Raw genomic sequence first — 26856 nt, 5'->3', positions numbered from 1 at the left:
ACTGTCAAGTGATTATTTTCAGAAGCTTTCGAAGAATTCTTCAACAACTTCAACCACTTGCGCCTCAGATCTCTCGTCAGCGGGAGGCGAATTCTACAGCGTTACACGCTGCTGTCAACACCTCTTTTTCAACTTCCTTTAGACTTCGATGAACTGAAGCAACCTGCTGTCGAAACCTACATAACTCATTGAATCTCAAGGAGTTTTCCGTTTCGACTGCGCCGGAAGTGGGGCGAATTATAGACATCTGAAATCTGCCGTCAACCGTTAATTTCGCTTTTCTTGAAAATTCTGCTTTTTGCCCAGCAAACGCGGGATCCGCCGCGTCACTGGCGGAATACGCAGCACCAGAAGCATCACACCTATAAAGGCATAGATCGCCCACTCCTCAAGATCAGCGCGCACGATCCACAGCATATGCAGCAAACCCAGACCCAGAATCACATAGACGAAGCGATGCAACTTCTTCCAGCGCACACCCAACCGGCGCTGACTGTAGCGATTGGACGTGACCGCCAGAGCCAACAATCCGAGGAAACCCAGCGCCCCTACTATTATGTACGGCCGCTTGCGCAACTCGACCGTCAGCTGCGACCAATCGAAACCCAGAATAAACGCCATGTAGCTACACAGATGCAAAACCACATAGGCAAAACACCAGAGCCCCAACTGACGGCGCACTGCAATCCACCCTGCCCAGCCGGTCAGTTTCTGCATAGGCGTCATGCTCAGAGTGATCAGTAACAACACCAACGTCCCCAACCCCAGTCGATCCACCAGGACCTTGCCAGGATCAGGCCCGAGCAAGTCCTCAAGCGCCTGGTACAACCAGAGCATTGGCCAAATAGCCGCGGCGATGAAAACGCCGATACGCCAGAACGGAAATCGCATCAGTAGTTCTTCCGCAGATCGAGCCCTGTATATAAAGAAGCGACTTCATCGGAGTAGCCGTTAAACATCTGCGTATCACGTACGTTTGGCTTGAACAGACTGTTCGGCAGACGCCGCTCCCGCGCCTGGGTCCAGCGCGGGTGATCGACCGTCGGGTTCACGTTCGCATAGAAGCCGTATTCATCTGCCGCGATGCTCTGCCAAGTGGTTTTCGGCTGCTCGCTGACCAGGCTGATACGCACGATGGATTTAACACTCTTGAAACCGTACTTCCAGGGCACCACCAAACGCAGCGGCGCGCCGTTCTGATTTGGCAGCTCGCGGCCGTACATGCCCACCGCCAAAATCGCCAATGGGTTCATCGCTTCATCCAGACGCAAGCCTTCAACATAGGGCCAGTTGATCAAAGCGAAACCAGAGCGCTGCCCCGGCATGCTCTTGGGATCCTGCAAAGTTTCGAAACGGATGTACTTGGCCTTCGATGTCGGCTCGACTTGTTTGAGCAGCGCCGAGATCGGAAAGCCGATCCATGGAATAACCATCGACCACGCCTCGACACAGCGCAGGCGATAGATGCGTTCCTCTAACTGATACGGTTTCATGAAGTCTTCCAGCGCATAACGCCCCGGCTTACCCACCTCCCCGTCTATCACCACACTCCACGGTTCGGTTTTCAGCGAGCCAGCATTCGCCGCCGGATCGCCCTTGTCGGTACCGAATTCATAAAAGTTGTTGTAGTGAGTCGCGTCCTTGTAAGGCGTGATCGCCTCATCCTTGACGTTGACCGCGCCCCATTGAGTAGAAGGCAGCTTCTCGGCAAACCAGGCAGGCGCCTTGCCCGGTTCGACGTCGGCATAGCGAGCGGCATCATCGGCGTTCGCCCAGCGCGGCAGGCTACTGACGGCGATACCGGCAGCAGTGGCCCCGAGCAATTGACGGCGCGAGAGATAAATGGATTCAGGCGTGACATCCGACTCATGGCAGTCGGACGCTTTGGGGATTTTGATCAACATGGCAACTCCGCAGACTTTGGAGGACTGATGCACCCATAGACTGCGGAGTATGCGGGAAATTACATCACTCGGCTTTTTTGTGCCGACGAAGATGCAACAGATACTGCACTGGGCCAGAAGCGGCGTAGGCGAGGAACACCAGCAGCAGAATGCGCGGTGGATCGCTGAAGACCACGGCGAACACCAGCACTACCGCAAGGATCGCCACGAATGGCACGCGCCCTTTCAAGTCCAGCTCTTTAAAGCTGTTGTACTTGATGTTGCTGACCATCAGCATGCCGGCGGCCGCCACCATCAACGCGACCAGGAACGACATCTTCGAACCCTGAATCCCGTAATCACTGAATGCCCAGACGATGCCCGCCACTACACCAGCAGCCGCCGGGCTGGCCAGACCGATGAAGTAGCGTTTGTCCGCCGTACCCACCTGAGTATTGAAACGCGCCAGACGCAACGCCGCGCCCGCTACATAAATGAAGGCGACCATCCAGCCGACCTTGCCCATGTCACCCAGCGCCCAACCGAACGCCAGCAGTGCCGGCGCGACACCGAACGCGACCATGTCCGACAGCGAGTCGTACTCGGCGCCGAAGGCACTTTGCGTATTGGTCATGCGCGCGACACGGCCGTCGAGACCGTCGAGGACCATAGCCACGAAAATCGCGATCGCGGCAAACGCGAAATACTTGCTCGCATTCGCCGAATCACCTGCGCTCAACGCAGCCTGGGCACTCATCGAGTTGATGATGGAGTAAAACCCTGCAAACAGGTTCGCAGTGGTGAACAGATTCGGCAGCAGATAGATACCACGATGCCGGACTTTACGACCTTCTGCGTCGTGCCCTTCTTCGATGTGTTCATCGATGGGCAGCAGGCTTTCGGCGTCAGAAGCCTTGTTCGGCTCTTCGGGACGTTCGCTCATGGACATTACCTTGCAACGGTTTGGAGAAATTTCGACAGGTGCTTGAGGACGACAGTTCGGCCACAAACGCTGCAGCTTTATACCAGAACCATCGGCCCAAACGAAAAAACGCGGCCGAGGCCGCGTTTTCCGTACAAGAAGGACGACTTAGTTTTTGGCTTTGTCGACGATCTTGTTGGCACCGATCCACGGCATCATGGAGCGCAGTTGCTCGCCGATGACTTCGATGCCGTGAGCGGCGTTGTTACGACGCTTGGCGGTCATCGAAGGGTAGCCGGTTGCGCCTTCGCTGATGAACATTTTGGCGTATTCGCCGTCCTGAATACGTTTCAGGGCGTTGCGCATGGCCTGACGGGACTCGGCGTTGATGACTTCCGGGCCAGTCACGTACTCGCCGTATTCGGCGTTGTTGGAGATCGAGTAGTTCATGTTGGCGATACCGCCTTCGTACATGAGGTCAACGATCAACTTCAGTTCGTGCAGGCACTCGAAGTAGGCCATTTCCGGCGCGTAGCCAGCTTCAACCAAGGTTTCGAAACCGGCTTTAACCAGTTCAACGGTACCACCGCACAGAACGGCTTGTTCGCCGAACAGGTCGGTTTCGGTCTCGTCCTTGAAGGTGGTTTCGATAATGCCGGTACGACCACCACCAACGCCAGCAGCGTAGGACAGTGCAACGTTTTTGGCGTTGCCCGAGGCATCCTGGTAGATCGCGATCAGGTCAGGAATACCGCCGCCTTTCACGAACTCGGAACGTACGGTGTGGCCCGGGGCTTTCGGCGCGATCATGATCACGTCGAGGTCGGCACGCGGAACAACCTGGTTGTAGTGAATCGCGAAGCCGTGGGAGAAGGCCAGGGTGGCGCCTTTCTTGATGTTCGGCTCGATTTCGTTTTTGTACAGGGAGGACTGGAACTCGTCCGGGGTCAGGATCATGACCAGGTCGGCAGCCGCAACAGCGGAAGCAACGTCGGTCACTTTCAGGCCGTGAGCTTCAGCTTTGGCAACGGTGGCCGAACCTTTACGCAGACCAACGGTAACGTCGACACCGGAATCTTTCAGGTTGCACGCTTGGGCGTGGCCCTGGGAACCGTAACCGATGATGGCAACTTTCTTGCCCTGGATGATCGACAGGTCGCAGTCTTTATCGTAGAAAACTTTCATGAATTTCCCCTATATATCCAGGCCGTTCAGGCCATTCGCTAATTTGGTTTAGATGCTGAGTACTTTGTCGCCGCGGGCAATGCCGGTCACGCCGCTACGGACGGTTTCCAGAATCGATGCGGTGCCGATGGACTGAATGAAGCTGTCGAGCTTGTCGCTGGTACCGGTCAGTTGAACGGTATACACGCTGGCGCTGACGTCGACGATCTGTCCACGGTAAATATCGGTGGTGCGTTTGATCTCGGCGCGCTGGGCGCCAGTGGCCTTGACCTTGACCAGCATCAGTTCACGCTCGATGTGAGCGCTTTCCGACAGGTCCACCAGCTTGACCACTTCGATCAGCTTGTTCAGGTTTTTGGTGATCTGCTCGATGACTTCATCGTGACCAACGGTGGTCAGCGTCAGACGCGACAGGGTCGGGTCTTCGGTCGGGGCCACGGTCAGGCTTTCGATGTTGTAGTTGCGCTGCGAGAACAGGCCGACTACGCGAGACAGAGCGCCGGGTTCGTTTTCCAGAAGCAAGGAAATAATGTGCCGCATGATTAAGTACGCTCCGTCTTGCTCAGCCACATATCGCGCATCGAGCCGTCTTTGATCTGCATCGGATAGACGTGCTCGCTGGTGTCGACCGAAACATCGATGATCACCAGGCGATCCTTCATGGCGAACGCTTCTGCCATCTTCGACTTCAAATCTTTCGATTCGGTGATGCGTACGCCGACGTGGCCGTAGGCTTCAGCCAATTTGACGAAGTCCGGCAGTGACTCCATGTACGAGTGCGAGTGACGGCTGCCGTAGCTCATGTCCTGCCACTGGCGAACCATCCCCAGAACACCGTTGTTCAGGATGACGATTTTCACTGGCAAGCCATATTGCAGGCAGGTCGACAGTTCCTGGATGTTCATCTGGATGCTGCCTTCGCCGGTCACGCAGGCAACGTCGTCATCCGGGAAGCTCAACTTGATGCCCATGGCCGCCGGAAAACCGAAGCCCATGGTGCCCAGACCACCGGAGTTGATCCAGCGATTCGGCTTGTTGAACGTGTAGTACTGCGCAGCGAACATCTGGTGCTGGCCCACGTCGGAAGTGATGAAGGCATCGCCCTTGGTCACTTCGCAGAGGGTTTCGATCACGGTCTGCGGCTTGATCTTGCTGCCGTCGCCCTTTTCATAAGGGAACAGGCCGCGATCGCCGCGCCATTCATCCACCTGCTTCCACCAACTGGCGACGGACTCCTTGTTCGGGGTTTCGCCGATTTCCTTGAGGATCGCGACCATTTCGGTCAGGACGCTCTCGACCGGACCAACGATTGGCACGTCAGCCTTGATGGTTTTGGAAATCGAAGCCGGGTCGATGTCGATATGGATGATCTTGGCGTTCGGGCAGAACTTCGCCGCGCCGTTGATCACGCGATCGTCGAAACGCGCGCCGACCGCCAGGATCACGTCAGCGTGGTGCATCGCCAGGTTGGCGGTGTAGCTGCCGTGCATGCCGAGCATGCCGATGAACTGACGATCAGTGCCAGGGAAACCGCCAAGGCCCATCAACGTGTTGGTCACGGGCAGGTTGAGCATTTTTGCCAGTTCGGTCAGCGGTGCGGAACCGTTGCCCAGAATCACACCGCCGCCGGAGTACAGCACTGGGCGCTTGGCCGCCAAGAGCATTTCAGCTGCCTTGCGGATTTGCCCGGAGTGACCGCGAACGGCCGGGCTGTAGGAACGCAGCTTGGCTTTCTTCGGGAAGATGTATTCGAACTTCTCGGCCGGGTTGGTCATGTCTTTCGGGATATCCACCACGACCGGGCCCGGACGACCGGATTGCGCCAGGTAGAAGGCCTTCTTCATGACTTCCGGGATTTCCGAAGCGTGCTTGATCATGAAGCTGTGCTTCACGATCGGCCGGGAGATACCGATCATGTCGGTTTCCTGGAACGCGTCGGTGCCGACCATGGTGCTTGGCACCTGACCGGAAATGATCACCATTGGAATCGAGTCCATATAGGCGGTCGCGATACCGGTGATGGCGTTTGTGGCGCCAGGACCGGACGTCACCAATACCACGCCGGCTTTACCGGTGGCACGGGCATAACCGTCAGCCATATGGGTTGCCGCTTGTTCGTGACGAACCAGGATGTGAGTCACTTCCGGTTCTTTGAACAGGGCATCGTAAACATGCAGGAGAGCACCACCCGGGTACCCGTAGATATATTTGACGCCTTCGTCACGCAAAAAGCGGACGAGCATCTCACCGCCAGATAAAAGCTCCACGTTGTTCACCTCTAAAACGCCAGAATACCGTCCACAAAAAAGGGGCGGGTCTTAATAGGTTTACTTCTCGGCAGAGCATGAGCGACGGTGGTCGCCGACTACGTCAGCACTGACTGAGCAAGTATTGGGATCGTCCCAGTGTTGCGGGCCTTTCCCACCCAGCGCGAGGTAACGCGTTGCGGGTGTAACAGGTCGGCGCGGATATGCGCCTCATGATCTACCGAGTGGGTCTGCTTCTGGCAGTCCCTCTACAGCGGACTTTGGATTCTTCTGTTTCGCCCTCTCCAAGTCAAGCCGTCAATGTGGTTAATTGTGGGTAAGCACATGAGAACGCAAGAAAAAACCTGAAAACCGCTACTCTGTTAGTGTCAATTGCGCACTTTTGCCAAGGATTCAGCATGCGAACGCTCCTCCTTACTCTGCTGATCGGTCTCAGCCCATGGTGCATGGCCGCTCAAATCTACAAATGGGTCGATGCCCAAGGTGTCACGCATTTCGATGCACAGCCGCCACCCGGTCAGTCGTCCACCACCCTGCAAACGCCCTCCTCGCCCCCGCCGAAACCGGCGGCAATGCCGGGCAGCGGCGTGCTCGGTGATCAGAAGGCGATCGATAGCAAGGTGAAGAAACAGGTTGCCGACCAACAGACGCAGCTCAAGCAGTTTTGCGAGCAGGCGCGGACGAATCTTGCGCAATTGCAGAACAATCCGCGCTTGAGAGAAGAGGTGGAGGGACGTTTGCGCAGATTGGATGATGCGCAGCGTCAGGAACGCATTGTCGAAGCGCAGAAACAGATAAGTGAAAACTGCCAGTAGCGACTGGCAGTTTTCAATTCAGCGCGAAGCAGTGATCAGCAGGTCAAACTCTTTGAGCAGCACCTGAAGCTGACGATCCTTGCCACCCAGATTGCGCTGGGCGAAGACCATTTCAGCCATTTCCTGAATGCCCGAAGCATTCGGTAACGGCAGATCCTGCTCGAGGATCATCTTCATCCGCGGCAGGAAGATCCATTGCAGCCACTGTTCGAAGTCCAGCGTATCGACCGAAAACGGCTCGACACTGCTCAGGGCTTCGGCCGAGGGCGAAACCTCATCCCACCAGCCTTGGGTGCGCAGTTCACGCTCGATCAGCAACAGCTGATCGGCGATTTTCGGGAACCGGGCATCCATCACAGCGAAACCTTGGCCTTCTGACGGGCCTGAGCGGCGCCGGCGGAATCTCCTTGTTTCTCACGGGCCTGGGCGATGACTTCCCACAGGTTGGCCTGCAGGTCCGGACGACCGCTAGCCATGGTCAGCGCGCGACGAGCGAACTGCTCGGCCTGCGGCGCATCACCTTGCGCCATGCGCACTTGCGCCAGACGATAAAGCACTTGCGGCTCACGCGGAGCGACACGCTGCGCACGTTCCAGGCTCGACGATGCGCCATTGAGGTCGCCGCCAGCCTGTTGCTGTTGCGCGGTGGTCAGCAAGGCGAGTACCGGACCGTCCAGTTGCTCATCCGCCGACAAGCCACCGCCGCTGCTGGCCGATGGAATCCCGCTCGGCGTCGAAGGCATGCTGTAGCTGCCGGAATTGGCCGGTGCCGATTCAACTGCCGGAGGCGTGTACGGTCCCGACGTAATACCGCCGGATGCCGGGCCCGCCTCGATAGGCGACGAGCTGATCGGCGTCGACACGGCGGCACCGCCACCCGGCACCATCACCACCACGCCGGTATCGCCTTGCGGGATCGCTTGGGTCTGCGCTTGTGCAGGACGCTTTACGGTGGTTTGACGGAAGCCGCCATTGGCCGAAATACGTTCGCTGTTGGACACCGCCGTCCCGGAATCAACTACCGGAATCGAACCGTGCTGTACGCTAGAGCAGCCGCTGAGCAAAGCCACGGCGGTCACCGCTGGAATCAACCACTTGTTCACTTGAAACCCTCTTCGCTTAATTCATCCAGCCCTTGACCCAATCCATCACCGACTCGCCGGAAGCAGGCGTCTCGCTTGCACACGCGGCGCCGGGTGGCGGTTCGCTGCCGCGAATATACGGCATCTGCACCGCCCCTGGGCAGTTGGCATCGGAGCCTTGCCCGGTACGCGAATCGACCCACGCCTGCACGACGTTGTCCGGCTGCGGCATGTCCAGCGGCAGCGGATCGGCCTTGCGCATGAAACTGGTCCAGACCTGCAACGCACCGGTCGCACCGGTGAACGGCGTCTTGCCGTTGTCGTCGCGCCCCAGCCAGACCACCGCCAGCAGATCCTGACTGAAACCTGCGAACCAGCTATCGCGGGAGTCGTTACTGGTACCGGTCTTGCCCGCCAGCGTCAGGGTTTTCGGTAACACGTTGTAAACCGAGCTGCCGGTACCTTCGCGCATCACGCGCTGCATGGCGTTCTGGATCAGGTAAATCGACGCCGGGTCGAAACGCTGCTCGATCTGGAACGGATAACGCTTGAGCGGCTCGCCCTCGGCGGTCAATACGCTGCGAATCCCGCGCATCGGCGTATTGAAACCACCGTTGGCGAGGGTCTGATACATGGTCGCGACTTCGATCGGCGTCATGCCGCCGGCGCCCAGCAACATAGATGGGAATGCCGGGAATTCGCGGGTGACGCCCAAACGGCCCAAGGTCTTGAGCACATTCGGCACGCCCACTTCCAGACCCAGACGCGAGGTCGACAAGTTGTAGGAATGCGCCAACCCTTGATACAGGAACACGGTGCCGTGGGAGCGGCGGTCATAGTTCTGTGGTTTCCACACCTGACCGTTCGCGCCTTTGACCGACAATGGGTCGTCCGACAGCCAACTGGTCAGGGTGTACTGGCTCGGTTTCTCCAGCGCGGTCAGATAAACCGCTGGCTTGATCAACGAACCGATTGGCCGCACCGCATCCAGCGCGCGGTTGAAACCGGCGTAACTGGCCTGACGGCTGCCGATCATGGCCTGGACTTCGCCGGTCTCCGGATTGGTCACGACCATCGCTGCTTCGACATCGTCGGAGCCTTTGCGCCCGGCCAGACGTTTAAAGGTGTCGTTGACCGACGCCTCGGCTTTCATCTGCAGGATCGGGTCGAAACTGGTGAAGATGCGCAGGCCCTCTTCGGTCAAGTCTTCGTCGCGGTAATCTTCACGCAACTGACGTTTGACCAGATCAATGAAGCCCGGGAAAGAACTGTCGGCCAGCTTGCCGCGCGTGGTCACGCCCAGTGGCATTTTCTTCGCCGCTTCGACCTGTTCGGCAGTCGCTACGCCTTGCTGGGCAAGCACGTCGAGCACCAGATTACGGCGCTCCAGCGCACGCTCAGGATTACGCCGCGGGTTGTAATAGGACGGGCCTTTGACCATGCCGACCAGCAACGCCACCTGATGCAGTTTCAGCTCGGACAATGGCTGACCGAAGAAGAACTGACTGGCCAGACCGAAACCGTGCACCGCACGCTGACCGTCCTGACCGACGAAGACTTCGTTGAGATAAGCCTCAAGAATTTCCTTCTTGTCGTAATGCAGCTCCAGCAGCATCGCCATCATCGCTTCGGTGAGCTTGCGGGTCAGGCTGCGTTCGCTGGTCAGGTAAAAGTTTTTCACCAACTGCTGGGTCAGCGTACTGCCGCCCTGAGTCATCTTGCCGCCTGAGGTGTTGACCCAGATGGCGCGGGCAATCGACTTCGGCGACACGCCCCAATGGCTGTAGTAATCGCGGTCTTCGACAGCGACCAGGGTGTCGAGCAGATACGGTGGCACCTGATCGAGTTTGATCAGAATGCGGTCTTCGAGATTCTTCGGGTAAATGCCGCCGATCATCAGCGGCTCAAGGCGCACCACGGACAATTTCGAGCCGTTGGTCGCAGAAAGCTCGGCGACGTAGTCGCCAGAGAAACGCACGCGCACCGGCTGCGGTTTTTCCAGGCCTTCATAGAACTGGAAGCCACGGGTATTCAGATCGACAGTATTGCCATTCACCGCAGCGGCACCGGGGCCATTGCTCACGGCTTCGCGACGATAGCCAAGGGCATCGAGTTCGGTGAGGAAATCGTCCTTGCTGAGCTTTTGTCCGACGAACAGCTCGAGCGGGCGCGCGTAGACCTTGGCCGGGATGGTCCAGCGCTTGCCGGAGAACTTCTCCTGCACCACGGCATCGAGGTAAACGGCGAAGCCAGCCAGCACCACGAGGCCGACCAGACTGAGTTTAATGGCCCAGCTCAACCATGGCCTCAGGCCCTTGGAGGGTGGTTTTTTCTTGGTACGGGGAGATCGAGTTCGAGTCATGGCGGCGGATTATACGCACTTTATTCATCCTCAACAGGCGCGCTCCGAGGTTTGCGTCAGGCTGGCGAGCGGCCATAATGGCCGCCTCGAATTTCCCCCCAGTCTCTGAAGGATCGCCCGTGAGCCAGTCACTGATCGCTGCCCTGCAAAACCCGGCCCTCTACCCGCACCCCGTCGAAGGGTTCCAGGTCATCGAAACCCATATCTCGTGGGTGATCCTCACAGGTCCCTTCGCCTATAAAGTGAAGAAACCGGTGAATTTCGGCTTCCTCGACTTCACCGGCCTCGAATCACGCGGCCATTTTTGCGCGGAAGAGCTGCGTCTCAACCAGCGCCTGACTGACGATTTGTATCTGGAAGTGTTGCCGGTGACCGGCAGCGTCGAGGCACCGCAACTGGGTGGCGAAGGGCCGGCGATCGAATATGTGCTGAAGATGCGCCAGTTCCCGCAAACCGGGTTGCTCAGCACCTTGCAAGCCAACGGCGAGCTGACGACCCAACATGTCGACGAAATGGCCGAACAAATCGCCCGTTTCCACTTGAGCGCGCCAAAGGTCCCGGCTGAACACGATGCCGGCACCCCGGACAGCGTGATGGCGCCGGTGTCGCAAAACTTCGAGCAGATCCTGCCGTTCCTCAGCGACAAAAACGATCTGCTGCAACTCGAGGCCCTAAAAGCCTGGGCTGAAAGCAGCTTTGAACGTCTCAAGCCTTTGTTCGCTCAGCGCAAGACCGAGGGCTTCACCCGTGAATGCCACGGGGATATCCACTTGGGCAACGCCACGGTCATCGACGGCAAAGTGGTGATCTTCGACTGCATCGAGTTCAACGAACCGTTCCGCTTCACTGACGTCTGGGCCGACACCGGTTTCCTGGCAATGGACCTGGAAGACCGTGGCCTGAAATCCCTGGCTCGCCGTTTCATCAGCCAATACCTGGAGCTGACCGGCGACTATCAAGGCCTGGAAGTGCTGAACTTCTATAAAGCCTACCGCGCCCTGGTTCGCGCCAAGGTCGCCCTGTTCAGCATGCCGGCAGACGCGACGCCGGTGCAGCGCGCCACCACCCTGCGCCAGTACCGCAACTACGCCAACCTGGCGGAAAGCTACAGCACCATTCCTTCGCGCTTCATGGCGATTACCCACGGCGTTTCTGCCGTCGGCAAAAGCCACGTGGCCATGCGCCTGGTGGAAGCGCTGGGCGCCATTCGTCTGCGTTCCGACGTTGAGCGCAAGCGCCTGTTCGGTGAGCAAACCGTCGCCAACGACGTACAGGCCGGCATTTATAGTGCTGACGCCAGCGTGGCGACTTACGCGCGCCTGCATGAAATTGCTGAAATCATCCTGCACGCCGGTTTCCCGGTCGTGATCGATGCGACTTACCTCAAGCGTGAACAACGCGACAACGCCGCGAAGATCACCGAAGCCACCGGCACGCCGTTCCTGATCCTCGACTGCAACGCGCCACAAGCGGTAATCGAGAGCTGGCTGGCGATTCGTCAGGCGGACAAACAGGATCCGTCCGACGCCACTCTGGCCGTGATCGAAGCGCAACAGACCAATCGTGAAGCGCTGACGCCGGAAGAAATCCTGCGCAGCAAACGCGTGCAGACCAATGAATCCGGGACGCTGGACACCGTGGTCGCGCAGATTCGCCAACGCCTGCCAGGCCTGTAAGAAACTCTTTCGGCCGTGGAGCCCTCGCTTGCTTCACGGCCGCCAAATAGTGGCACTATACTGGCGTCATAAAACCAACGGTGATATGACATGAGCCAGCCGAAACTTCTCGATTCCCCCCTGTATGTCTTGCTGCACAAAGACGACATCACAGGTTTCAACAAAGAACGCCCGCAAGATGGCGCGATCGATATGGTCGGCGGCGACTTCCGCGGTCTCGATCTGCGCGAACTGAATGCCGATGGCGTGGATTTCCGCGACGCTTACTTCCGTTCCGCTGATCTGCGTGGCATCGATTTCCGTAATGCTTCGCTTGAAGGGGCGAGCCTCGCTCATGCGCAGATTTCCGGGGCTTACTTCCCGGCGGAGTTGAGTGCTGACGAGATTCTGATGTCGATGAATTTCGGTACGCGTTTGCGTTATCGCACTCGCTGATATCTCCAAAGACTGTGGGAGCAGGCTTGCTCCCACATTTATTTCTGCGTTTCCCCCTCCTTTGTGCGTTCGCAGGCCTTTCAAGCCCCTTTCTTAGAAGCATTTGCGTCGAATCCGACCAAAGAACCACGCTTTTCCTACTGATGGCTACACTCCTGAGAAGCTCGCCCACGCACCATTCGGCCGTCGCAAGGAGGCTTGATGAATGATGAACTGCAACACCTGAAGAATCTTGGCAAGACGTCGGCGCAATGGCTGCATGCCGTGGGCATCCACAGCGCCTCGGACTTGCGTCGGCTGGGCGCTGTTGATGCCTACCGGGCCGTGCGTACCCGCGGGTTTCGCGCATCGAAGGTGTTGCTGTATGCGATCGAAGGCGCGTTGATGGATGTGCACTGGAACGATATTCCCGCCGAGCGCAAGGACGCCCTGAACAAGCAGCTCGAAGCCATTTCCGCGCGCCACAAGAACTGACCGGACACCGCCGCCATGTATTTGCTGGGGGAACAATCGGCGTACGCCGACGCTTTGATCATCCGTTTGCAGAACTTGTCTGCGCAGTGGCTCGAAAGTCTCGCGCCGTGTGGACCCGAGATCGAGTTTGTAGCGACCGATGATCTGTTGGCGCAGTTGCCGGGCGACCAACTGTTTCTGCTCAGCGAAGGCGTGATCACTGGCTGCATCGGTGCCCGGCCCCTGTTTTATTGGCAGGAAGGCGATTTGATTGGCCTGCAACGCGGCGATGCCTGGAGCGACTGCCGTTTGTACAGCGAAGGGCCATTGCGCCTGCTGCCCTATCGGCGCAGAGAAGTTTTTCAGCATTTGTATGCCGAGCCATCCCGAGCGGATCAGTTTCTCGAATACCTGCTGGGGCAAATGGCGCTCCTCGCCCATGCGGTGGCCGAACTGAAGCCGCAGGAGTTTCGCAGTACCCATGGTTTCAAACGTGTTGAGGCGGGTGAAGTGCTGATCCGTCAGGGCGACGTCGCCGATCATGTCTTTGTGATCATCGAGGGGCATGCCGAGGCGTTTGTCGATGATCTGAAGGTTGGTGAAGTGCCCAAGGACGAGATTTTCGGCGCCATGGCAGTGTTCACGGGCGAACCGCGCAATGCCACGGTGATTGCTCGGGACGCGAGCACGGTGATGTTGATTCCCGGTGATCATTTTTTGAGCATGACTCGCTCGAATCCAAAGATCGCCCACAGCCTGATCGAGAGCATGGCGCGGCGCATCGGCCAACTCAACAAACAGATCACTCGGCTGACCGCGATAAAAGGCTAACGTGCAGCCCGCTGTTTCCGGGGCATTCCGGTCATTTCGAAGACTAAATCACATAAATGCAGAATCAGTGGTTGACTCGGTAATGAGAATCGCTATGATTATCACAACTGGTCGCGAGATCAGTCGATATTCTGAAAAGCCCTTGGTTCGGACTCTCAGATTATCTCCTCATCAGGCTAATCACGGTTATTTGACCCGGTTTTTACCGGGTCTTTTTTTGCCTGTGGAAAAGTCATTTGCCGAATTGTTTGCGCATCTGTTCGCAGTAATCCTGCTTCGGCGTGGCGGGTGTGTACCAGACATAATCGGCCATCGCGGCGGTCACCTCGCCGCCCTGCTCTGCCAGCATCAAAACCGTGGGTGGCCGAGCCGCGCCCAAATCCAGCAAGTGCAGCGGCACGCCGACATCCTTGCGCGCGTGCCACGCTCCGGCCAACAACAGAGAAGGTTTCGCTTCAGCCAACAGGCGCTCGGCCATACGCCGATCACGTTGTTGCTGCACAGCGAGCATCGCCGGCATCTGTGATTCGGGCAGCAAACCGCAGTGGGAATCGCTGATCTGTTCCAGCAGCGTTCGCTTCACCGACGCCGCGTTACTGCCCGCCCCGGTCAGAACGGGAGGGTTGCGATAGAAAGCGCGGATTTCGCTGTTTTCGAGATTGGCCGCTCGCAGAGGATAAGGCTGCGCGAGGGCGAAGCGCACGATTGGGCCATAAAGATTCCAGTCCCAGCCATCCTGCCAGGCCAATGCAGCGGGAAGATCAGCGGGGGGCGAGGCAGACTGGCGCAGGGCATCGACCTTCGGCTGCTGATCCGGGGTCAGCATTTCCAGCAACAGACTGCCTTGCGCTCGTTGCTCGCCGAGCGACTGCAAGATCCACAACTGCGTGGCGTGATGATCTGCATTGTCATGTTGCTCACCAATGATCAGACGCTCAGGCACGGCGAGACGCTTTACCAGTTGCTGCGCTGTCAGCACCTCACCGCTGCGCAGATCGCGAATCTCGCCACTGATCGGCGGTGGCACACTTAGCTGCTGACACCCCGCGAGCCACACCACCGCCAACAGCCACAAGCCACGCATGCCATCACCTCGATAAAAATCAGCGGGCGATGATCAACGGATGCCCACGCTCCGGATGCGGCTGCACCAAGACTTCGAGACCGAACACAGCCTTCAGCGAATCCGGTCGCAGCACTTGCTCCGGCGTATCCAGCGCCACCGGGCGGCCGCCTTCAAGCAGCAGAATACGATCACAATAGCGTGCCGCCAGATTCAGATCATGCAGGATCACCAGCACCGCCGCGCCGCGATCGGCAAACTCGCGCACCGCTTGTAACGTCGTGTGTTGATGCAGCGGATCCAACATCGACGTCGGTTCATCCAACAATAGCGTCTGCCCGGCCTGCCCCGGCCAGAGTTGCGCCAGCACCCGCGCCAGATGCACGCGCTGACGTTCACCGCCAGACAGCGCCAGATAACTGCGCCCGCTCAGGTGCCCGGCATCGGCTGCCGCCAGCGCCGCCGCGATAATCTCGTCGTCACGCACTTGGCCGCTTTGATAGGGCAAGCGGCCCATGCCGACCACTTCCTCGACGCGAAAGGCGAAATCCAGGGTCGAGACCTGCGGCAGCACCGCCAGACGCTGGGCGCGCTGCGTGCCCGTCCAATGACCCAACGCCTCACAGTCCAGCGAGACCTCGCCCTCACTGGCCTTCAGCTCGCCGCACAAGGCACCGAGCAAAGTACTTTTGCCCGCACCGTTCGGTCCCAGCACACCGAGCACTTCGCCCGGTTCAAGTTGCAGGGAAACCTCGCTGAGCACGGTTTTGCGGCCCCGCTGGATGTGCAGATTGTGCGCACGCAACATCAGGCACGCCCTCGCAGCAGCAAATAAAGAAAGAACGGCGCACCGATAAACGCCGTAACAATGCCGATCGGCAGTTCCGCCGGGGCCAGCGCCAGACGCGCTACCAAGTCAGCCAGCAGTAACAAGCTCGCACCGGCGAGCACCGACGCCGGCAGCAACACTTTGTGATCCGGGCCGGCCAGCAAGCGCACCAGATGCGGCACCACCAACCCGACGAAACCGATCATGCCCGCCGCTGCCACTGCCGCACCAACGCCCAACGCCGTGCAAAACACCAACTCACGCTTGAGCCGCTCGACATCGATGCCCAAGTGCCCGGCTTCCGACTCACCGAGCAACAACGCGTTCAGCGCCTTGGCCCGACGCGGCAACCATAACGCCACACCGGCGCTGATGATCAGCAGTGGCCACAGTCGCGCGTAACTGGCGCCATTCAGACTGCCGAGGTTCCAGAAGGTCAGCGTACGCAACGTCGCGTCATCCGCCAGATACGTGAACAAGCCGACTGCCGAACCGGCCAGCGCGGTCAGGGCGATGCCCGCCAGCAACATGGTCGCGACATTGGTCTGGCCATTGCGTCGACCGAGTCGATAGACCAGCGCCGTCACCCCAAGACCGCCGAGAAACGCGCAGACCGACAACAGATATGGCCCGAACCATTCCGGCAAACCGCCAAAAAAAGAACCGCCGACAATCGCGATCGCTGCGCCCAATGCCGCACCGCTGGACACCCCGACCAATCCCGGATCGGCCAGCGGGTTACGAAACAAACCCTGCATCGCCACACCGGACAACGCCAGCACGCCGCCGACCGCCAGCCCGAGCAAGGTTCGCGGCAGACGAATCTGCCCGAGAATCAGCTCGGCCTGTTCCAGTCCATCCGGCGCCAGCGGCACGCCAAGCATGCGCAGCGCCGCGCGCAATGTGTCGAACAGCGGCAAACTCACCGGCCCCAGCGACAACGACAGCCAGATCGCCAGCACACACAGAAGCGTCAGGCCAATGAACAAGCCACGGGGTTTTACCAATGTGGTCATTGGCCGCTCTTGGCCGGGTAGAAACCGTCAGACAGGGTTTTCAGCGCTGCCGGCAAACGCGGCCCGAGCCCACCGACCAGCAGCGTCGGATCCAGCTCCAATACGCGCCCACTCTTGGCTGCGCGGCTGGAATTGAGAATCGGATTTTCCTTGAACAGTGCTGCTTTCGCCGCGTCACCGGTCAACGCACGGTCGGCGAACACCAGCACTTCAGGATCGAGGCTGGCGAGGGATTCCACGGAAAACGGCTTGTAACCGGTATGCGTCGCCAGGTTGCGCCCGCCGGCCTGTTGCAGCAGCCAGTCGGCGGCAGTGTCCTTACCGGCGATCAACGGCTTGCCACCCGCATGGCCAAGCAAAAACAGCACGCCCGGTGCTTTCTGTTTGCTCTGCACTTGAACAACCCGTGCCTTCTGAGCATCGAGTTGCTGTTGATAACGTTGCAGCAACTGCGCAGCCTGCGGTTCGGCCCCTAGCAACTGACCCAAATGAGTGAGGTTTTTTTCCAGCGTCGGCAAATCCGGCTGCGCCGAGAACAACTCCACCTGAACCTTGGCCGCTTTGACTTGTGCCAAAACCGGTGGTGGGCCCATTTCTTCGGTGCCGATCAAGATATCCGGGCGCAGACTGAGAATGCCCTCAGCCGACAGGCTGCGCTGATAGCCAATGCTCGGCAGCGCCTTCAACGATTGCGGATGCTGGCTGGTGGTATCGACGCCGACCAGTTTCGACTCGCCCCCCAGCGCCGTGACCCACTCCGACAATGCGCCGCCGGCACTGACCCAACGTTGCGGTAAATCCGCCGCTGCAGCCTGGTGGCTGACGAACAGTCCGGCACACAACACAGCCACGCGGGTACTCAGGCGCATACACAGCTTCCTTGGATAAGGTTTTTCCCGGGCGTCTGAATGGCCGGCCAAGTATCCTCGGCATCTGCCAGCCGCCCTGCGGACGAAGGCCGCCATTTGATAATTGTTTGCATTTAAACGTCAAGCTCGGACATATCCGGACACGAGCAGACACTAGAGGATAGCCATGAAGTTTCTCTGCGCAGGCGCTGAACTCGCCGAAGCCGCCAGCCGTGGTTTTGAAGTCGACGGGAAAAAGCTCTTCGCCGTGCGCCGTAACGGTCAGGCCTATGTCTATCTGAACCGCTGCCCACACCGCGGCGTCGGCCTGGAATGGCAACCCGACCAGTTTCTCGACCCGAGCAACAGCCTGATCCAGTGCGCCACCCACGGCGCACTGTTTCTGATCGAGGACGGTGAATGCGTCGCCGGGCCGTGCGCCGGGCAAGCACTCTCCGCTATCCCCAGCCGCGAAGACGGGCAAGGCCTGTGGATCGATGTTTAGCCGTTGAGCAATACGTCGAGACGGCGATCAATGACCATCTCTTCATGATCCAGACGAACGCCGTAAGCCAGCACTTCAACGCCACACGCCACCGCTTCGCGCAGGGCCTCGGCGTAGGCAGAATCGATTTCCTCGGCCGGACGCACCGCTTCAATCCCGCTCAAATTCACGCAGTACAACTGCACCGCGCGGATGCCGTCCCGGGCCAAATGCGCCAGCTCACGCAAATGCTTGGCACCGCGCTGGGTCACGGCATCGGGAAACGCCGCCACCGCGGTGCCGTCGAAGCCCAAGGTGACGCTTTTCACTTCCACATACGCCGGGCCACTCGGGTATTCGAGGCGGAAATCGATACGGCTCTTTTCCTGCCCGTAGGCGACTTCACGCTTCAACGCGGTAAAGCCGTTCAACTCAGTGATAACGCCAGCCTGCAACGCCTCTTCGACCAACCCGTTGGCACGAGCAGTATTGACGCAGAACAAGCGGCCCTGCGGCGTTTCGCCGATCTCCCAGGTGCCAGGCAATTTGCGTTTCGGATCGTTGGAACGGCTGAACCAGACCTGCCCGCCCTCGACCTGACAATTAAGCATCGAACCGGTGTTCGGGCAGTGAATAGTCAGCAACTCGCCGCTAATGGTCTCGATATCGGCGAGAAAACGCTTGTAACGACGAATCAGCCGCGCTTCTTCAAGGGGTGGATAAAAGCGCATCAGCCTTGCCAACTCTTCAAGCCACGGGCAATGCGCTCCACCGCTTCCTGTAAGCGTGGGAGGTTTTGCGTGTAAGCAAAACGCACATGGTGACTGGCCTGATAGCGACCGAAGTCTAGCCCCGGGGTAAACGCCACATGCTCGGTTTCGAGGAAATGTCGGCAAAACGCGAAGGCATCACCGCCGAACTGGCTGATATCGGCATACAAGTAGAACGCGCCCTCCGGTTCCACGGCGATGTTGAAACCCAGTTCACGCAAGGCCGGCAGCAGGAAGTCGCGACGACGGCCGAATTCGGCGCGGCGCTCCTCCAGAATCGCGATGGTGTCCGGTTCGAAACAGGCCAACGCCGCATATTGAGCCATGCTTGGCGCGCTGATGTAGAGATTCTGCGCGAGCTTTTCCAGATCGCTCACCGCAGCCTCCGGCGCCACCAGCCAGCCGAGGCGCCAACCGGTCATGCCGAAATATTTCGAGAAACTGTTCAGCACGAACGCGCTGTCATCGACCTCAAGAACGCTGGCCGCATCGGTGCCGTAAGTCAGGCCGTGATAGATCTCGTCCACCACCAAATGCCCGTGCCTGGCCTTGATGGCTGTGGATAACCCGGCCAGTTCATCGCGGGTCAGGATCGTGCCGGTCGGGTTGGCTGGCGACGCGACCAGTGCGCCGACGCTGGCGTGATCCCAATGCCGCTCGACCAGATCCGGGGTCAGTTGATAACGCACGTCCGGCCCTACAGGAACAAGCTGCGCCGCACCTTCGACCAGACGCAGGAAGTGCCGATTGCACGGATAACCGGGATCCGCCAGCAGCCAGTGTTTACCGGGATCGACCAGCAACGCACTGGCCAGCAACAGCGCACCGGAACCGCCCGGAGTGATCAGAATCCGTCGCGGATCGATATTCAAGCCATACCGCGTTTGATAAAACCCGGAAATGGCTTCGCGTAACTCGGGAATGCCACGCGCAGCGGTGTAACGCGTCTTGCCCGCCGTCAGCGCCGCCTGCCCCGCGCGGATGATCGGTTCGGCGGTGGTGAAGTCCGGCTCGCCGATCTCAAGGTGAATCACATCATGGCCGGCGGCCTGCAATTCATTGGCCCGCGCCAGCAGCGCCATCACATGAAACGGTTCGATAGCACGACTGCGCGCACTGTACGGCTGAGCCATTGGTTTTCCTTCGGCAGGGAAAAAGAGACGATTCTACCCATCTGCCGGAACGAGCGAGAACCCGCAGCGGTCACAGCCTCAAGAACGCTGGACTGTAACGATATGAGCGTACGCTCCAGGATTGACTAAAATCAGTGATTGAACAGGTCTTCAACACCACCAGACACGGCTTGCCAAACATTTGCAAGCGCCACCCGCCGGGGCCTCGACATCCGGGAGTAGCGCAGGCCGAATTGATCTGGTAAGTTCGCCCGCTTGCAGCCGCAGGGCCGGCAGGTGTCGGTGATGGAGCAATCCTGCGCAATGGATTACAAGAGTAGAGGCGGTCCATTTCATGCCCACCCAAGCAAAGCAACAGCAGCAAACGACGATCAGCGGTTTCGAACCTTACGTTCCGGCGAAAGGTGAGGAGTACATGGGCGCCCCGATGCGCGCGCACTTCACCAAGGTTCTGAACAAGTGGAAACAGGAGTTGATGCAGGAAGTCGACCGCACTGTTGACCACATGAAGGACGAAGCTGCCAATTTCCCGGATCCGGCCGACCGTGCCAGCCAGGAAGAAGAGTTCGCTCTTGAGCTGCGCGCCCGCGACCGCGAACGCAAGCTGATCAAGAAAATCGACAAGACGCTGCAACTGATCGAAGACGAAGAGTACGGCTGGTGTGATTCGTGCGGCGTCGAAATCGGCGTGAAGCGCCTTGAAGCACGCCCTACAGCCGACATGTGTGTCGACTGCAAGACCCTGGCTGAAATCAAGGAAAAGCAGGTCGGCAAGTAATTTCGACCTGAACGAAAAACGGAGCGTGCGAACGCTCCGTTTTTGTTTCTGTCTTTTGCCTTTGCCTTTTGCTCTTGTGGGAGCGAGCCTGCTCGCGAAAGCGGTGTGTCATTCAGCATTCAATCGTCTGACAGTACGCTTTTGCGAGCAGGCTCGCTCCCACAGGTTGACCGGCGTATAGCCTGAAAAGTAGTTTCGTTTCCATGACTGCCAAGAAATCCCCCGCCTACATCGGCCGCTTCGCCCCAACCCCCAGTGGCCACTTGCACTTTGGTTCGCTGGTCGCCGCCCTCGCCTCCTACCTCGACGCCCGTTCAGTCGGCGGTCGCTGGCTGGTGCGCATGGAAGATCTCGATCCGCCGCGCGAAGAGCCCGGTGCTCAGGCTGCAATCCTCAAGGCGCTGGAAAGCTACGGTTTCGAATGGGACGGTGACATGGTGCGCCAGAGCGACCGGCACGCTGCTTACGCTGAAGTCCTCAACAGCTTGTTCAACCACGGTCTGGCCTACGCCTGCACCTGCTCGCGCAAACAGCTCGAAGCATACAACGGCATTTATCCGGGTCTGTGCCGCAATGCCGGCCACGACCAGCAGGACGCCGCGATCCGCCTGCGCGTGCCGGAACTCGAATACCACTTCACTGACCGCGTCCAAGGCGAATACCGCCAGCATCTGGGCCGTGACGTCGGCGACTTCGTGATCCGCCGCCGTGACGGCCTCTACGCTTATCAATTAGCCGTGGTGCTCGACGATGCCTGGCAGGGCATCACCGACATCGTCCGCGGTGCTGACCTGCTCGACTCGACACCACGTCAGTTGTATCTGCAAGAACTGCTCGGCCTGCGTCAGCCGCGCTATCTGCACCTGCCGCTGATCACCCAACCCGACGGCAACAAGCTCGGCAAGTCCTATCGCTCGCCGCCGCTGGAGGCCGATCAAGCCACGCCGTTGCTGCTGCGAGCCCTGCGTGCATTGGGGCAAAACCCTGGCGCCGAACTGGCCCACGCCTCGCCGCAAGAATTGCTCAATTGGGGCAGTGCAAACTGGGATGCGACGAAGATCCCGCGCACACTGACCCTGCCCGAAGCGCAACTGCTATGACGACACTTGCAGTCGTGCGCCCATCCGTTACCATCGCCGCACGTTTTCGGGCACGCGCATAAAAAAGAGAGGCCGGGATGTACATCTATCGCTTGGTCCTGCTTTTAGTCGTGGGGATCTACCTGTTTTCCCCCGCCATCATGGATTGGTGGATCGACGCTACGGGCGCCTGGTATCGCCCCTATCTGCTCTGGCTGATCCTGATTGTCGTGACCTTCATCCTGCAGAGCCAAAAAGATGCCGATGAGCTTTAGCCTGACCCAGATGATCCTGATCAGCGCCGCGTACCTGGCGGCGCTGTTCGGCGTTGCCTGGGTCAGCGAACGGGGCATGATCCCGCGCGCGATCATTCGCCACCCGCTGACCTACACCCTGTCGCTGGGGGTTTACGCCAGTGCGTGGGCGTTCTACGGCACGGTCGGCTTGGCGTATCAGTACGGCTACGGCTTTCTCTCCAGTTACCTCGGCGTGTCCGGCGCATTTCTGCTGGCGCCGGTGTTGCTCTATCCGATCTTGAAGATCACCCGCACCTATCAACTGTCGTCGCTGGCCGACCTGTTCGCGTTTCGCTTTCGCAGCACCTGGGCCGGCGCGCTGACCACGATCTTCATGCTGATTGGCGTGTTGCCGTTGCTGGCCCTGCAGATTCAGGCGGTGGCCGACTCCATCGGCATCCTTACCGGCGAACCCGTGCAGAGCCGCGTGGCGCTGGCGTTCTGTGCACTGATCATTCTGTTCACGATTTTCTTCGGTTCTCGGCACATCGCCACCCGAGAGAAACACGAAGGACTGGTGTTCGCGATTGCCTTTGAGTCGGTGATCAAACTGGTCGCCCTCGGCGGGGTTGGCTTGTATGCGCTGTACGGCGTATTCGACGGCCCGCAACAACTTGAGCTGTGGCTGCTGCAAAACCAGACTGCCCTCGCCGCCCTGCACACGCCGTTGCAGGAAGGCCCGTGGCGCACGCTGCTGCTGGTGTTCTTCGCCTCGGCGATCGTGATGCCGCACATGTATCACATGACGTTTACCGAGAACCTCAATCCGCGCTCGCTGGTCAGTGCGAGCTGGGGTTTGCCGCTGTTTCTGTTGTTGATGAGCCTCGCGGTGCCGCTGATCTTATGGGCCGGCCTGAAACTCGGCGCCACGACCAACCCGGAATATTTCACCCTCGGCATCGGTATCGCTGCCAACAGCAAACCACTGGCGTTACTCGCCTATGTTGGCGGTTTATCGGCGGCCAGTGGACTGATCATCGTCACCACGCTCGCGCTGTCGGGCATGGCGCTGAACCATCTGGTGCTGCCGCTCTATCAGCCTCCGGCCGAAGGCAATATCTACCGCTGGCTGAAGTGGACGCGGCGCGCGCTGATCGTCGCGATCATCATGGCCGGTTTCGGCTTCTACCTGATGCTCGGCGCGGAGCAGGATCTGGCCAACCTCGGCATCGTCGCTTTCGTTGCCACACTGCAATTCCTGCCCGGCGTGTTGTCCGTGCTGTATTGGCCGACCGCCAACCGCCGTGGCTTTATCGCCGGTCTGTTGGCGGGGATTCTGGTCTGGGTAGTCACCATGCTGTTGCCGCTGGTCGGCAATCTGCAGGGCTTCTACATTCCGCTGCTGAACATGATTTACGTGCTCGACGACACCAGTTGGCACATGGCGGCCATCGCCTCGCTCGCCGCCAACGTATTGATGTTCACCCTGATCTCACTGTTCACCAACGCCAGCCCGGAAGAGGCCAGTGCCGCCGAAGCTTGCGCTGTGGATAACGTGCGACGCCCGCAACGGCGCGAACTGCACGCCGCCTCGCCACAGGAATTCGCCACACAACTGGCGAAACCGCTGGGCGCCAAGGCTGCGCAGAAAGAAGTCGAGCAGGCGCTGCGTGATCTTTATCTACCCTTCGACGAACGCCGCCCGTATGCCTTGCGCCGGTTGCGTGACCGCATCGAAGCCAACCTCTCCGGCCTGATGGGCCCGAGCGTCGCGCAGGACATGGTCGAGACCTTCCTGCCGTACAAGGCCGGCGGTGAAAACTATGTGACCGAAGACATCCACTTCATCGAAAGCCGCCTCGAGGATTACCACTCGCGGCTCACCGGTTTGGCCGCCGAGCTCGACGCCCTGCGCCGCTACCACCGTCAGACCCTGCAAGAGCTGCCGATGGGCGTCTGCTCGCTGGCCAAGGATCAAGAGATCCTGATGTGGAACAAGGCCATGGAAGAGCTGACCGGTATCGCCGCCCAGCGTGTGGTCGGCTCGCGACTGAGCACCATCGCCAATCCGTGGAAAGAATTGCTTCAGGGTTTTATCAACCTACCCGACGAGCACTTGCACAAACAGCATCTGGCCCTCGACGGCCAGACCCGCTGGCTGAACCTGCACAAAGCGGCCATCGATGAACCGCTTGCACCGGGTAACAGTGGCTTGGTGTTGCTGGTCGAGGATTTGACCGAAACGCAAATGCTCGAAGACAAACTGGTGCACTCCGAGCGTCTGGCCAGCATCGGACGTCTAGCGGCGGGCGTGGCCCACGAGATCGGCAACCCGGTCACCGGCATCGCCTGTCTGGCGCAAAACCTGCGCGAGGAGCGCGAAGAAGACGACGAGCTGACGGAAATCAGCGGGCAGATTCTCGAGCAAACCAAACGCATATCGCGCATCGTCCAGTCCTTGATGAGTTTTGCCCACGCCGGCAGCCATCAGCACAGCGACGAGCCCGTTTGTCTGGCGGAAGTGGCCCAGGACGCGATCGGACTATTGGCGCTGAACCGACGCAATTTCGAAGTGCAGTTCTACAACCTGTGCGATCCGGATCACTGGGTCGAAGGTGATCCGCAGCGACTCGCCCAAGTACTGATCAATCTGCTCTCCAACGCCCGCGACGCCTCGCCGCCGCACAGTGCGGTACGGGTCAAGAGCGAAGCCGGCGAACACACGGTCGACCTGATCGTCGAGGACGAAGGCAGCGGGATTCCGAAGAACATCATGGATAGATTGTTCGAACCCTTCTTCACCACCAAGGATCCTGGCGAAGGCACCGGTCTGGGCCTTGCACTGGTCTATTCCATCGTTGAAGAGCATTATGGACAAATCACCATCGACAGCCCGGCTGATGTACAAAGCCAACGCGGCACCCGTATCCGGGTGACCTTACCGCGTCATGTCGAAGCGACGTCCGCTGTGAACTGAGACCGTCGAGAGTATCGAATCAATGCCGCACATTTTGATCGTCGAAGACGAAACAATTATCCGCTCCGCCTTGCGCCGCCTGCTGGAACGCAACCAGTACCAGGTCAGCGAAGCCGGTTCAGTGCAGGAAGCACAAGAACGCTTCACCATTCCTACGTTCGATCTGATCGTCAGCGATCTGCGTTTGCCGGGCGCGCCAGGAACCGAGCTGATCAAGCTCGGCCAGGGCACGCCTGTGCTGATCATGACCAGTTACGCCAGCCTGCGCTCGGCGGTCGACTCGATGAAGATGGGCGCGGTCGACTACATCGCCAAGCCGTTCGACCACGATGAAATGCTTCAGGCTGTCGCGCGGATCCTGCGTGATCGTCAGTCAGCCCCTGCTGCCGGCGAGCCCGTTGCCGTGAAAGCGACCAACGGCAGCGGCAAATCCGCCGTCGACAACAGCAACGGCGAGATCGGCATCATCGGTTCCTGCCCGCCAATGCAGGATCTGTACAGCAAGATCCGCAAAGTCGCGCCGACCGATTCCAACGTGTTGATCCAGGGCGAGTCCGGCACCGGTAAAGAACTGGTGGCCCGCGCCCTGCACAACCTGTCGAAACGCGCCAAGGCGCCGATGATTTCGGTGAACTGCGCGGCCATTCCGGAAAGCCTGATCGAGTCCGAACTGTTCGGCCACGAGAAAGGCGCGTTCACTGGCGCCAGCGCCGGGCGTGCCGGTCTGGTGGAAGCGGCGGACGGCGGCACGTTGTTCCTCGACGAAATCGGCGAACTGCCGCTGGAAGCTCAGGCTCGCCTGCTGCGTGTGTTGCAGGAAGGTGAAATTCGCCGTGTCGGTTCCGTGCAGTCGCAGAAAGTCGATGTGCGCCTGATCGCGGCCACGCACCGGGACCTGAAAAGCCTGGCGAAAATCGGCCAGTTCCGTGAAGACCTTTATTACCGTCTGCACGTGATCGCGTTGAAACTGCCGGCCCTGCGCGAGCGCGGCGCCGACGTCAACGAAATCGCCACTGCCTTCCTGGCTCGCCAAAGCGCGCGCATCAATCGTACCGACCTCAAATTTGCTGCGGATGCCGAACAGGCCATTCGTCATTATTCCTGGCCAGGTAACGTGCGTGAGCTGGAGAACGCAGTCGAGCGCGCGGTGATTCTGAGCGAAAGCCCGGAAATCTCTGCCGATCTGCTGGGCATCGACATCGAGCTGAGCGATCTGGAAGACGACGAGTTCATCGGCCTGCCGCCGCAAACGGGCGGTAACGCCAGCAACAGCAGCCATGAGCCGACCGAAGACTTGTCGCTGGAAGACTACTTCCAGCATTTCGTCCTCGAGCATCAGGACCATATGACCGAGACCGAACTGGCGCGCAAACTGGGCGTCAGCCGTAAATGCCTGTGGGAGCGTCGTCAGCGTTTGGGCATTCCACGGCGCAAGACCGGCGTCGCCAGCGAGAGCTGAACGTTACCTGTCGAGTGTGCGGGTAACGGTTGAAGATGTGAAAAAACTGTTACCGCAGTCGATTCACGTAACAGAAGCCGGGGTTATCGGTAACGAAACCCCCGGCTTTTTTTCGCCTCGACAAAACGGTTATATCGACCTAACCCTTTGTTTTACTGGGCTTCGCTAAAGTTGGCACGGCCCCTGCTATATGTTTGGTACAAGAACAATAACAAGCAATGCACAAGACAATAAAAATAAGACGAATCGACTCACGCACAATAAAAACAAGAC

At 59.2% G+C, this 26856-nt stretch carries 26 protein-coding genes; 11 read left to right on the top strand and 15 right to left on the bottom strand.

Annotation, left to right across the window (positions count from 1 at the left end; all coding sequences use genetic code 11):
• Nucleotides 1-267: 267 nt before the first annotated feature.
• The 6 genes from msrQ to ACQ4OE_RS18655 all read right to left on the bottom strand — a co-directional run bounded on the left by msrQ (nt 268) and on the right by ACQ4OE_RS18655 (nt 6257).
• Entirely contained in the window at nt 268-891 is a 624-nt protein-coding gene (gene msrQ / locus ACQ4OE_RS18680; RefSeq protein WP_430947503.1) for a protein-methionine-sulfoxide reductase heme-binding subunit MsrQ, read from the bottom strand.
• Complete coding sequence (msrP, locus tag ACQ4OE_RS18675; RefSeq protein ID WP_430947502.1) at nt 891-1904, bottom strand: protein-methionine-sulfoxide reductase catalytic subunit MsrP; 1014 nt, start codon at nt 1902-1904, stop codon at nt 891-893. Before msrP ends, msrQ begins: the two co-directional genes overlap by 1 nt.
• Nucleotides 1905-1968: 64 nt before the next feature.
• Complete coding sequence (gene pssA, locus ACQ4OE_RS18670) at nt 1969-2826, bottom strand: CDP-diacylglycerol--serine O-phosphatidyltransferase (protein ID WP_016983477.1); 858 nt, start codon at nt 2824-2826, stop codon at nt 1969-1971.
• 147 nt (nt 2827-2973) lie between these two features.
• Nucleotides 2974-3990, bottom strand: coding sequence for a ketol-acid reductoisomerase (ilvC, locus tag ACQ4OE_RS18665; protein WP_007909969.1), 1017 nt, complete (start codon nt 3988-3990; stop codon nt 2974-2976).
• Nucleotides 3991-4038: 48 nt separating this feature from the next.
• Complete coding sequence (gene ilvN / locus ACQ4OE_RS18660) at nt 4039-4530, bottom strand: acetolactate synthase small subunit (protein ID WP_003176102.1); 492 nt, start codon at nt 4528-4530, stop codon at nt 4039-4041.
• A 2-nt stretch (nt 4531-4532) separates the two neighbouring features.
• The gene (locus ACQ4OE_RS18655; RefSeq protein WP_007949940.1) at nt 4533-6257 is read right to left on the bottom strand and encodes an acetolactate synthase 3 large subunit; all 1725 of its coding nucleotides are present in this window, start codon (nt 6255-6257) and stop codon (nt 4533-4535) included.
• A gap of 398 nt (nt 6258-6655) precedes the next feature.
• Between ACQ4OE_RS18655 and ACQ4OE_RS18650 the strand changes: the two genes are divergently transcribed.
• Nucleotides 6656-7072: a DUF4124 domain-containing protein gene (locus ACQ4OE_RS18650; RefSeq protein WP_430947501.1), complete on the top strand. Its 417-nt coding sequence runs from the start codon at nt 6656-6658 to the stop codon at nt 7070-7072.
• 18 nt (nt 7073-7090) lie between these two features.
• Here the strand turns inward: ACQ4OE_RS18650 and ACQ4OE_RS18645 are convergent, their stop codons facing one another.
• The 3 genes from ACQ4OE_RS18645 to mrcB are packed head-to-tail and all read right to left on the bottom strand — an operon-like array spanning nt 7091 to nt 10516.
• Nucleotides 7091-7426: a YqcC family protein gene (locus ACQ4OE_RS18645; RefSeq protein WP_007909947.1), complete on the bottom strand. Its 336-nt coding sequence runs from the start codon at nt 7424-7426 to the stop codon at nt 7091-7093.
• Nucleotides 7426-8175: a hypothetical protein gene (locus tag ACQ4OE_RS18640; protein ID WP_430947500.1), complete on the bottom strand. Its 750-nt coding sequence runs from the start codon at nt 8173-8175 to the stop codon at nt 7426-7428. Before ACQ4OE_RS18640 ends, ACQ4OE_RS18645 begins: the two co-directional genes overlap by 1 nt.
• 16 nt (nt 8176-8191) lie before the next feature.
• Complete coding sequence (gene mrcB / locus ACQ4OE_RS18635; RefSeq protein WP_430947499.1) at nt 8192-10516, bottom strand: penicillin-binding protein 1B; 2325 nt, start codon at nt 10514-10516, stop codon at nt 8192-8194.
• Between the two features lie 119 nt (nt 10517-10635).
• On the opposite strand from mrcB, the gene ACQ4OE_RS18630 reads away from it, so the two are divergent.
• From ACQ4OE_RS18630 to ACQ4OE_RS18615, 4 genes are all read left to right on the top strand, one after another.
• Nucleotides 10636-12192, top strand: coding sequence for an AAA family ATPase (locus ACQ4OE_RS18630; protein ID WP_430947498.1), 1557 nt, complete (start codon nt 10636-10638; stop codon nt 12190-12192).
• A gap of 90 nt (nt 12193-12282) precedes the next feature.
• Entirely contained in the window at nt 12283-12627 is a 345-nt protein-coding gene (locus tag ACQ4OE_RS18625) for a pentapeptide repeat-containing protein (RefSeq protein ID WP_430947497.1), read from the top strand.
• 201 nt (nt 12628-12828) lie between these two features.
• Complete coding sequence (locus tag ACQ4OE_RS18620) at nt 12829-13101, top strand: TfoX/Sxy family protein (protein ID WP_016773175.1); 273 nt, start codon at nt 12829-12831, stop codon at nt 13099-13101.
• Between the two features lie 15 nt (nt 13102-13116).
• Nucleotides 13117-13911, top strand: a complete 795-nt coding sequence (locus ACQ4OE_RS18615; RefSeq protein ID WP_430947496.1) for a Crp/Fnr family transcriptional regulator — start codon at nt 13117-13119, stop codon at nt 13909-13911.
• 232 nt (nt 13912-14143) lie between these two features.
• Here the strand turns inward: ACQ4OE_RS18615 and ACQ4OE_RS18610 are convergent, their stop codons facing one another.
• Genes ACQ4OE_RS18610 through ACQ4OE_RS18595 form a run of 4 tightly spaced genes read right to left on the bottom strand, consistent with a single transcriptional unit; the run spans nt 14144 to nt 17688 of the window.
• Nucleotides 14144-14995, bottom strand: a complete 852-nt coding sequence (locus ACQ4OE_RS18610; RefSeq protein WP_430947495.1) for a ChaN family lipoprotein — start codon at nt 14993-14995, stop codon at nt 14144-14146.
• 19 nt (nt 14996-15014) lie between these two features.
• Entirely contained in the window at nt 15015-15782 is a 768-nt protein-coding gene (locus ACQ4OE_RS18605) for a heme ABC transporter ATP-binding protein (RefSeq protein ID WP_430947494.1), read from the bottom strand.
• Nucleotides 15782-16765 (bottom strand): iron ABC transporter permease, encoded by a 984-nt coding sequence (locus ACQ4OE_RS18600; RefSeq protein WP_205933192.1) that lies wholly within the window; start codon nt 16763-16765, stop codon nt 15782-15784. Before ACQ4OE_RS18600 ends, ACQ4OE_RS18605 begins: the two co-directional genes overlap by 1 nt.
• Nucleotides 16766-16815: 50 nt before the next feature.
• A complete protein-coding gene (locus ACQ4OE_RS18595) occupies nt 16816-17688 on the bottom strand; it encodes a heme/hemin ABC transporter substrate-binding protein (RefSeq protein ID WP_430947493.1) in 873 nt (290 codons plus the stop codon).
• A gap of 166 nt (nt 17689-17854) precedes the next feature.
• Here ACQ4OE_RS18595 and ACQ4OE_RS18590 point away from each other — a divergent pair, with 166 nt between their 5' ends.
• Nucleotides 17855-18172, top strand: coding sequence for a Rieske (2Fe-2S) protein (locus ACQ4OE_RS18590; RefSeq protein WP_430947492.1), 318 nt, complete (start codon nt 17855-17857; stop codon nt 18170-18172).
• Here ACQ4OE_RS18590 and sfsA read toward each other — a convergent pair.
• Together sfsA and ACQ4OE_RS18580 are read right to left on the bottom strand one after the other, a co-directional pair.
• Nucleotides 18169-18882: a DNA/RNA nuclease SfsA gene (gene sfsA, locus ACQ4OE_RS18585; protein ID WP_430947491.1), complete on the bottom strand. Its 714-nt coding sequence runs from the start codon at nt 18880-18882 to the stop codon at nt 18169-18171. The genes ACQ4OE_RS18590 and sfsA overlap by 4 nt on opposite strands.
• Nucleotides 18882-20054, bottom strand: coding sequence for a pyridoxal phosphate-dependent aminotransferase (locus tag ACQ4OE_RS18580; protein WP_430947490.1), 1173 nt, complete (start codon nt 20052-20054; stop codon nt 18882-18884). The genes sfsA and ACQ4OE_RS18580 overlap by 1 nt, the downstream gene beginning before the upstream one ends.
• Before the next feature lie 334 nt (nt 20055-20388).
• Between ACQ4OE_RS18580 and dksA the strand changes: the two genes are divergently transcribed.
• The 5 genes from dksA (at nt 20389) to ACQ4OE_RS18555 (ending at nt 26583) form a co-directional block, all read left to right on the top strand.
• Entirely contained in the window at nt 20389-20832 is a 444-nt protein-coding gene (gene dksA, locus ACQ4OE_RS18575) for an RNA polymerase-binding protein DksA (protein WP_053123888.1), read from the top strand.
• 203 nt (nt 20833-21035) lie between these two features.
• Complete coding sequence (gene gluQRS, locus ACQ4OE_RS18570; RefSeq protein ID WP_430947489.1) at nt 21036-21932, top strand: tRNA glutamyl-Q(34) synthetase GluQRS; 897 nt, start codon at nt 21036-21038, stop codon at nt 21930-21932.
• Nucleotides 21933-22009: 77 nt separating this feature from the next.
• Nucleotides 22010-22186, top strand: a complete 177-nt coding sequence (locus ACQ4OE_RS18565) for a hypothetical protein (protein WP_003176118.1) — start codon at nt 22010-22012, stop codon at nt 22184-22186.
• Entirely contained in the window at nt 22170-25124 is a 2955-nt protein-coding gene (locus tag ACQ4OE_RS18560; protein WP_163005348.1) for a sensor histidine kinase, read from the top strand. The genes ACQ4OE_RS18565 and ACQ4OE_RS18560 overlap by 17 nt, the downstream gene beginning before the upstream one ends.
• A 22-nt stretch (nt 25125-25146) precedes the next feature.
• Complete coding sequence (locus ACQ4OE_RS18555) at nt 25147-26583, top strand: sigma-54-dependent transcriptional regulator (protein WP_122595402.1); 1437 nt, start codon at nt 25147-25149, stop codon at nt 26581-26583.
• Nucleotides 26584-26856 lie beyond the last annotated feature (273 nt).

Origin of the sequence: Pseudomonas sp. WC2 (assembly GCF_050586545.1) — a bacterium.
Lineage (GTDB): Bacteria > Pseudomonadota > Gammaproteobacteria > Pseudomonadales > Pseudomonadaceae > Aquipseudomonas.
This window is presented reverse-complemented; position numbering and strand designations above follow the sequence as displayed.

What these genes read in the sequence shown, in the direction of transcription:
- msrQ (WP_430947503.1), bottom strand. Translation starts at nt 891, where the DNA reads ATGCGATTTCCGTTCTGGCGTATCGGCGTTTTCATCGCCGCGGCTATT.
- msrP (WP_430947502.1), bottom strand. Translation starts at nt 1,904, where the DNA reads ATGTTGATCAAAATCCCCAAAGCGTCCGACTGCCATGAGTCGGATGTC.
- pssA (WP_016983477.1), bottom strand. Translation starts at nt 2,826, where the DNA reads ATGAGCGAACGTCCCGAAGAGCCGAACAAGGCTTCTGACGCCGAAAGC.
- ilvC (WP_007909969.1), bottom strand. Translation starts at nt 3,990, where the DNA reads ATGAAAGTTTTCTACGATAAAGACTGCGACCTGTCGATCATCCAGGGC.
- ilvN (WP_003176102.1), bottom strand. Translation starts at nt 4,530, where the DNA reads ATGCGGCACATTATTTCCTTGCTTCTGGAAAACGAACCCGGCGCTCTG.
- ACQ4OE_RS18650 (WP_430947501.1), top strand. Translation starts at nt 6,656, where the DNA reads ATGCGAACGCTCCTCCTTACTCTGCTGATCGGTCTCAGCCCATGGTGC.
- ACQ4OE_RS18645 (WP_007909947.1), bottom strand. Translation starts at nt 7,426, where the DNA reads ATGGATGCCCGGTTCCCGAAAATCGCCGATCAGCTGTTGCTGATCGAG.
- mrcB (WP_430947499.1), bottom strand. Translation starts at nt 10,516, where the DNA reads ATGACTCGAACTCGATCTCCCCGTACCAAGAAAAAACCACCCTCCAAG.
- ACQ4OE_RS18625 (WP_430947497.1), top strand. Translation starts at nt 12,283, where the DNA reads ATGAGCCAGCCGAAACTTCTCGATTCCCCCCTGTATGTCTTGCTGCAC.
- ACQ4OE_RS18620 (WP_016773175.1), top strand. Translation starts at nt 12,829, where the DNA reads ATGAATGATGAACTGCAACACCTGAAGAATCTTGGCAAGACGTCGGCG.
- ACQ4OE_RS18615 (WP_430947496.1), top strand. Translation starts at nt 13,117, where the DNA reads ATGTATTTGCTGGGGGAACAATCGGCGTACGCCGACGCTTTGATCATC.
- ACQ4OE_RS18610 (WP_430947495.1), bottom strand. Translation starts at nt 14,995, where the DNA reads ATGCGTGGCTTGTGGCTGTTGGCGGTGGTGTGGCTCGCGGGGTGTCAG.
- ACQ4OE_RS18605 (WP_430947494.1), bottom strand. Translation starts at nt 15,782, where the DNA reads ATGTTGCGTGCGCACAATCTGCACATCCAGCGGGGCCGCAAAACCGTG.
- ACQ4OE_RS18595 (WP_430947493.1), bottom strand. Translation starts at nt 17,688, where the DNA reads ATGCGCCTGAGTACCCGCGTGGCTGTGTTGTGTGCCGGACTGTTCGTC.
- ACQ4OE_RS18590 (WP_430947492.1), top strand. Translation starts at nt 17,855, where the DNA reads ATGAAGTTTCTCTGCGCAGGCGCTGAACTCGCCGAAGCCGCCAGCCGT.
- sfsA (WP_430947491.1), bottom strand. Translation starts at nt 18,882, where the DNA reads ATGCGCTTTTATCCACCCCTTGAAGAAGCGCGGCTGATTCGTCGTTAC.
- ACQ4OE_RS18580 (WP_430947490.1), bottom strand. Translation starts at nt 20,054, where the DNA reads ATGGCTCAGCCGTACAGTGCGCGCAGTCGTGCTATCGAACCGTTTCAT.
- dksA (WP_053123888.1), top strand. Translation starts at nt 20,389, where the DNA reads ATGCCCACCCAAGCAAAGCAACAGCAGCAAACGACGATCAGCGGTTTC.
- gluQRS (WP_430947489.1), top strand. Translation starts at nt 21,036, where the DNA reads ATGACTGCCAAGAAATCCCCCGCCTACATCGGCCGCTTCGCCCCAACC.
- ACQ4OE_RS18565 (WP_003176118.1), top strand. Translation starts at nt 22,010, where the DNA reads ATGTACATCTATCGCTTGGTCCTGCTTTTAGTCGTGGGGATCTACCTG.
- ACQ4OE_RS18560 (WP_163005348.1), top strand. Translation starts at nt 22,170, where the DNA reads ATGCCGATGAGCTTTAGCCTGACCCAGATGATCCTGATCAGCGCCGCG.
- ACQ4OE_RS18555 (WP_122595402.1), top strand. Translation starts at nt 25,147, where the DNA reads ATGCCGCACATTTTGATCGTCGAAGACGAAACAATTATCCGCTCCGCC.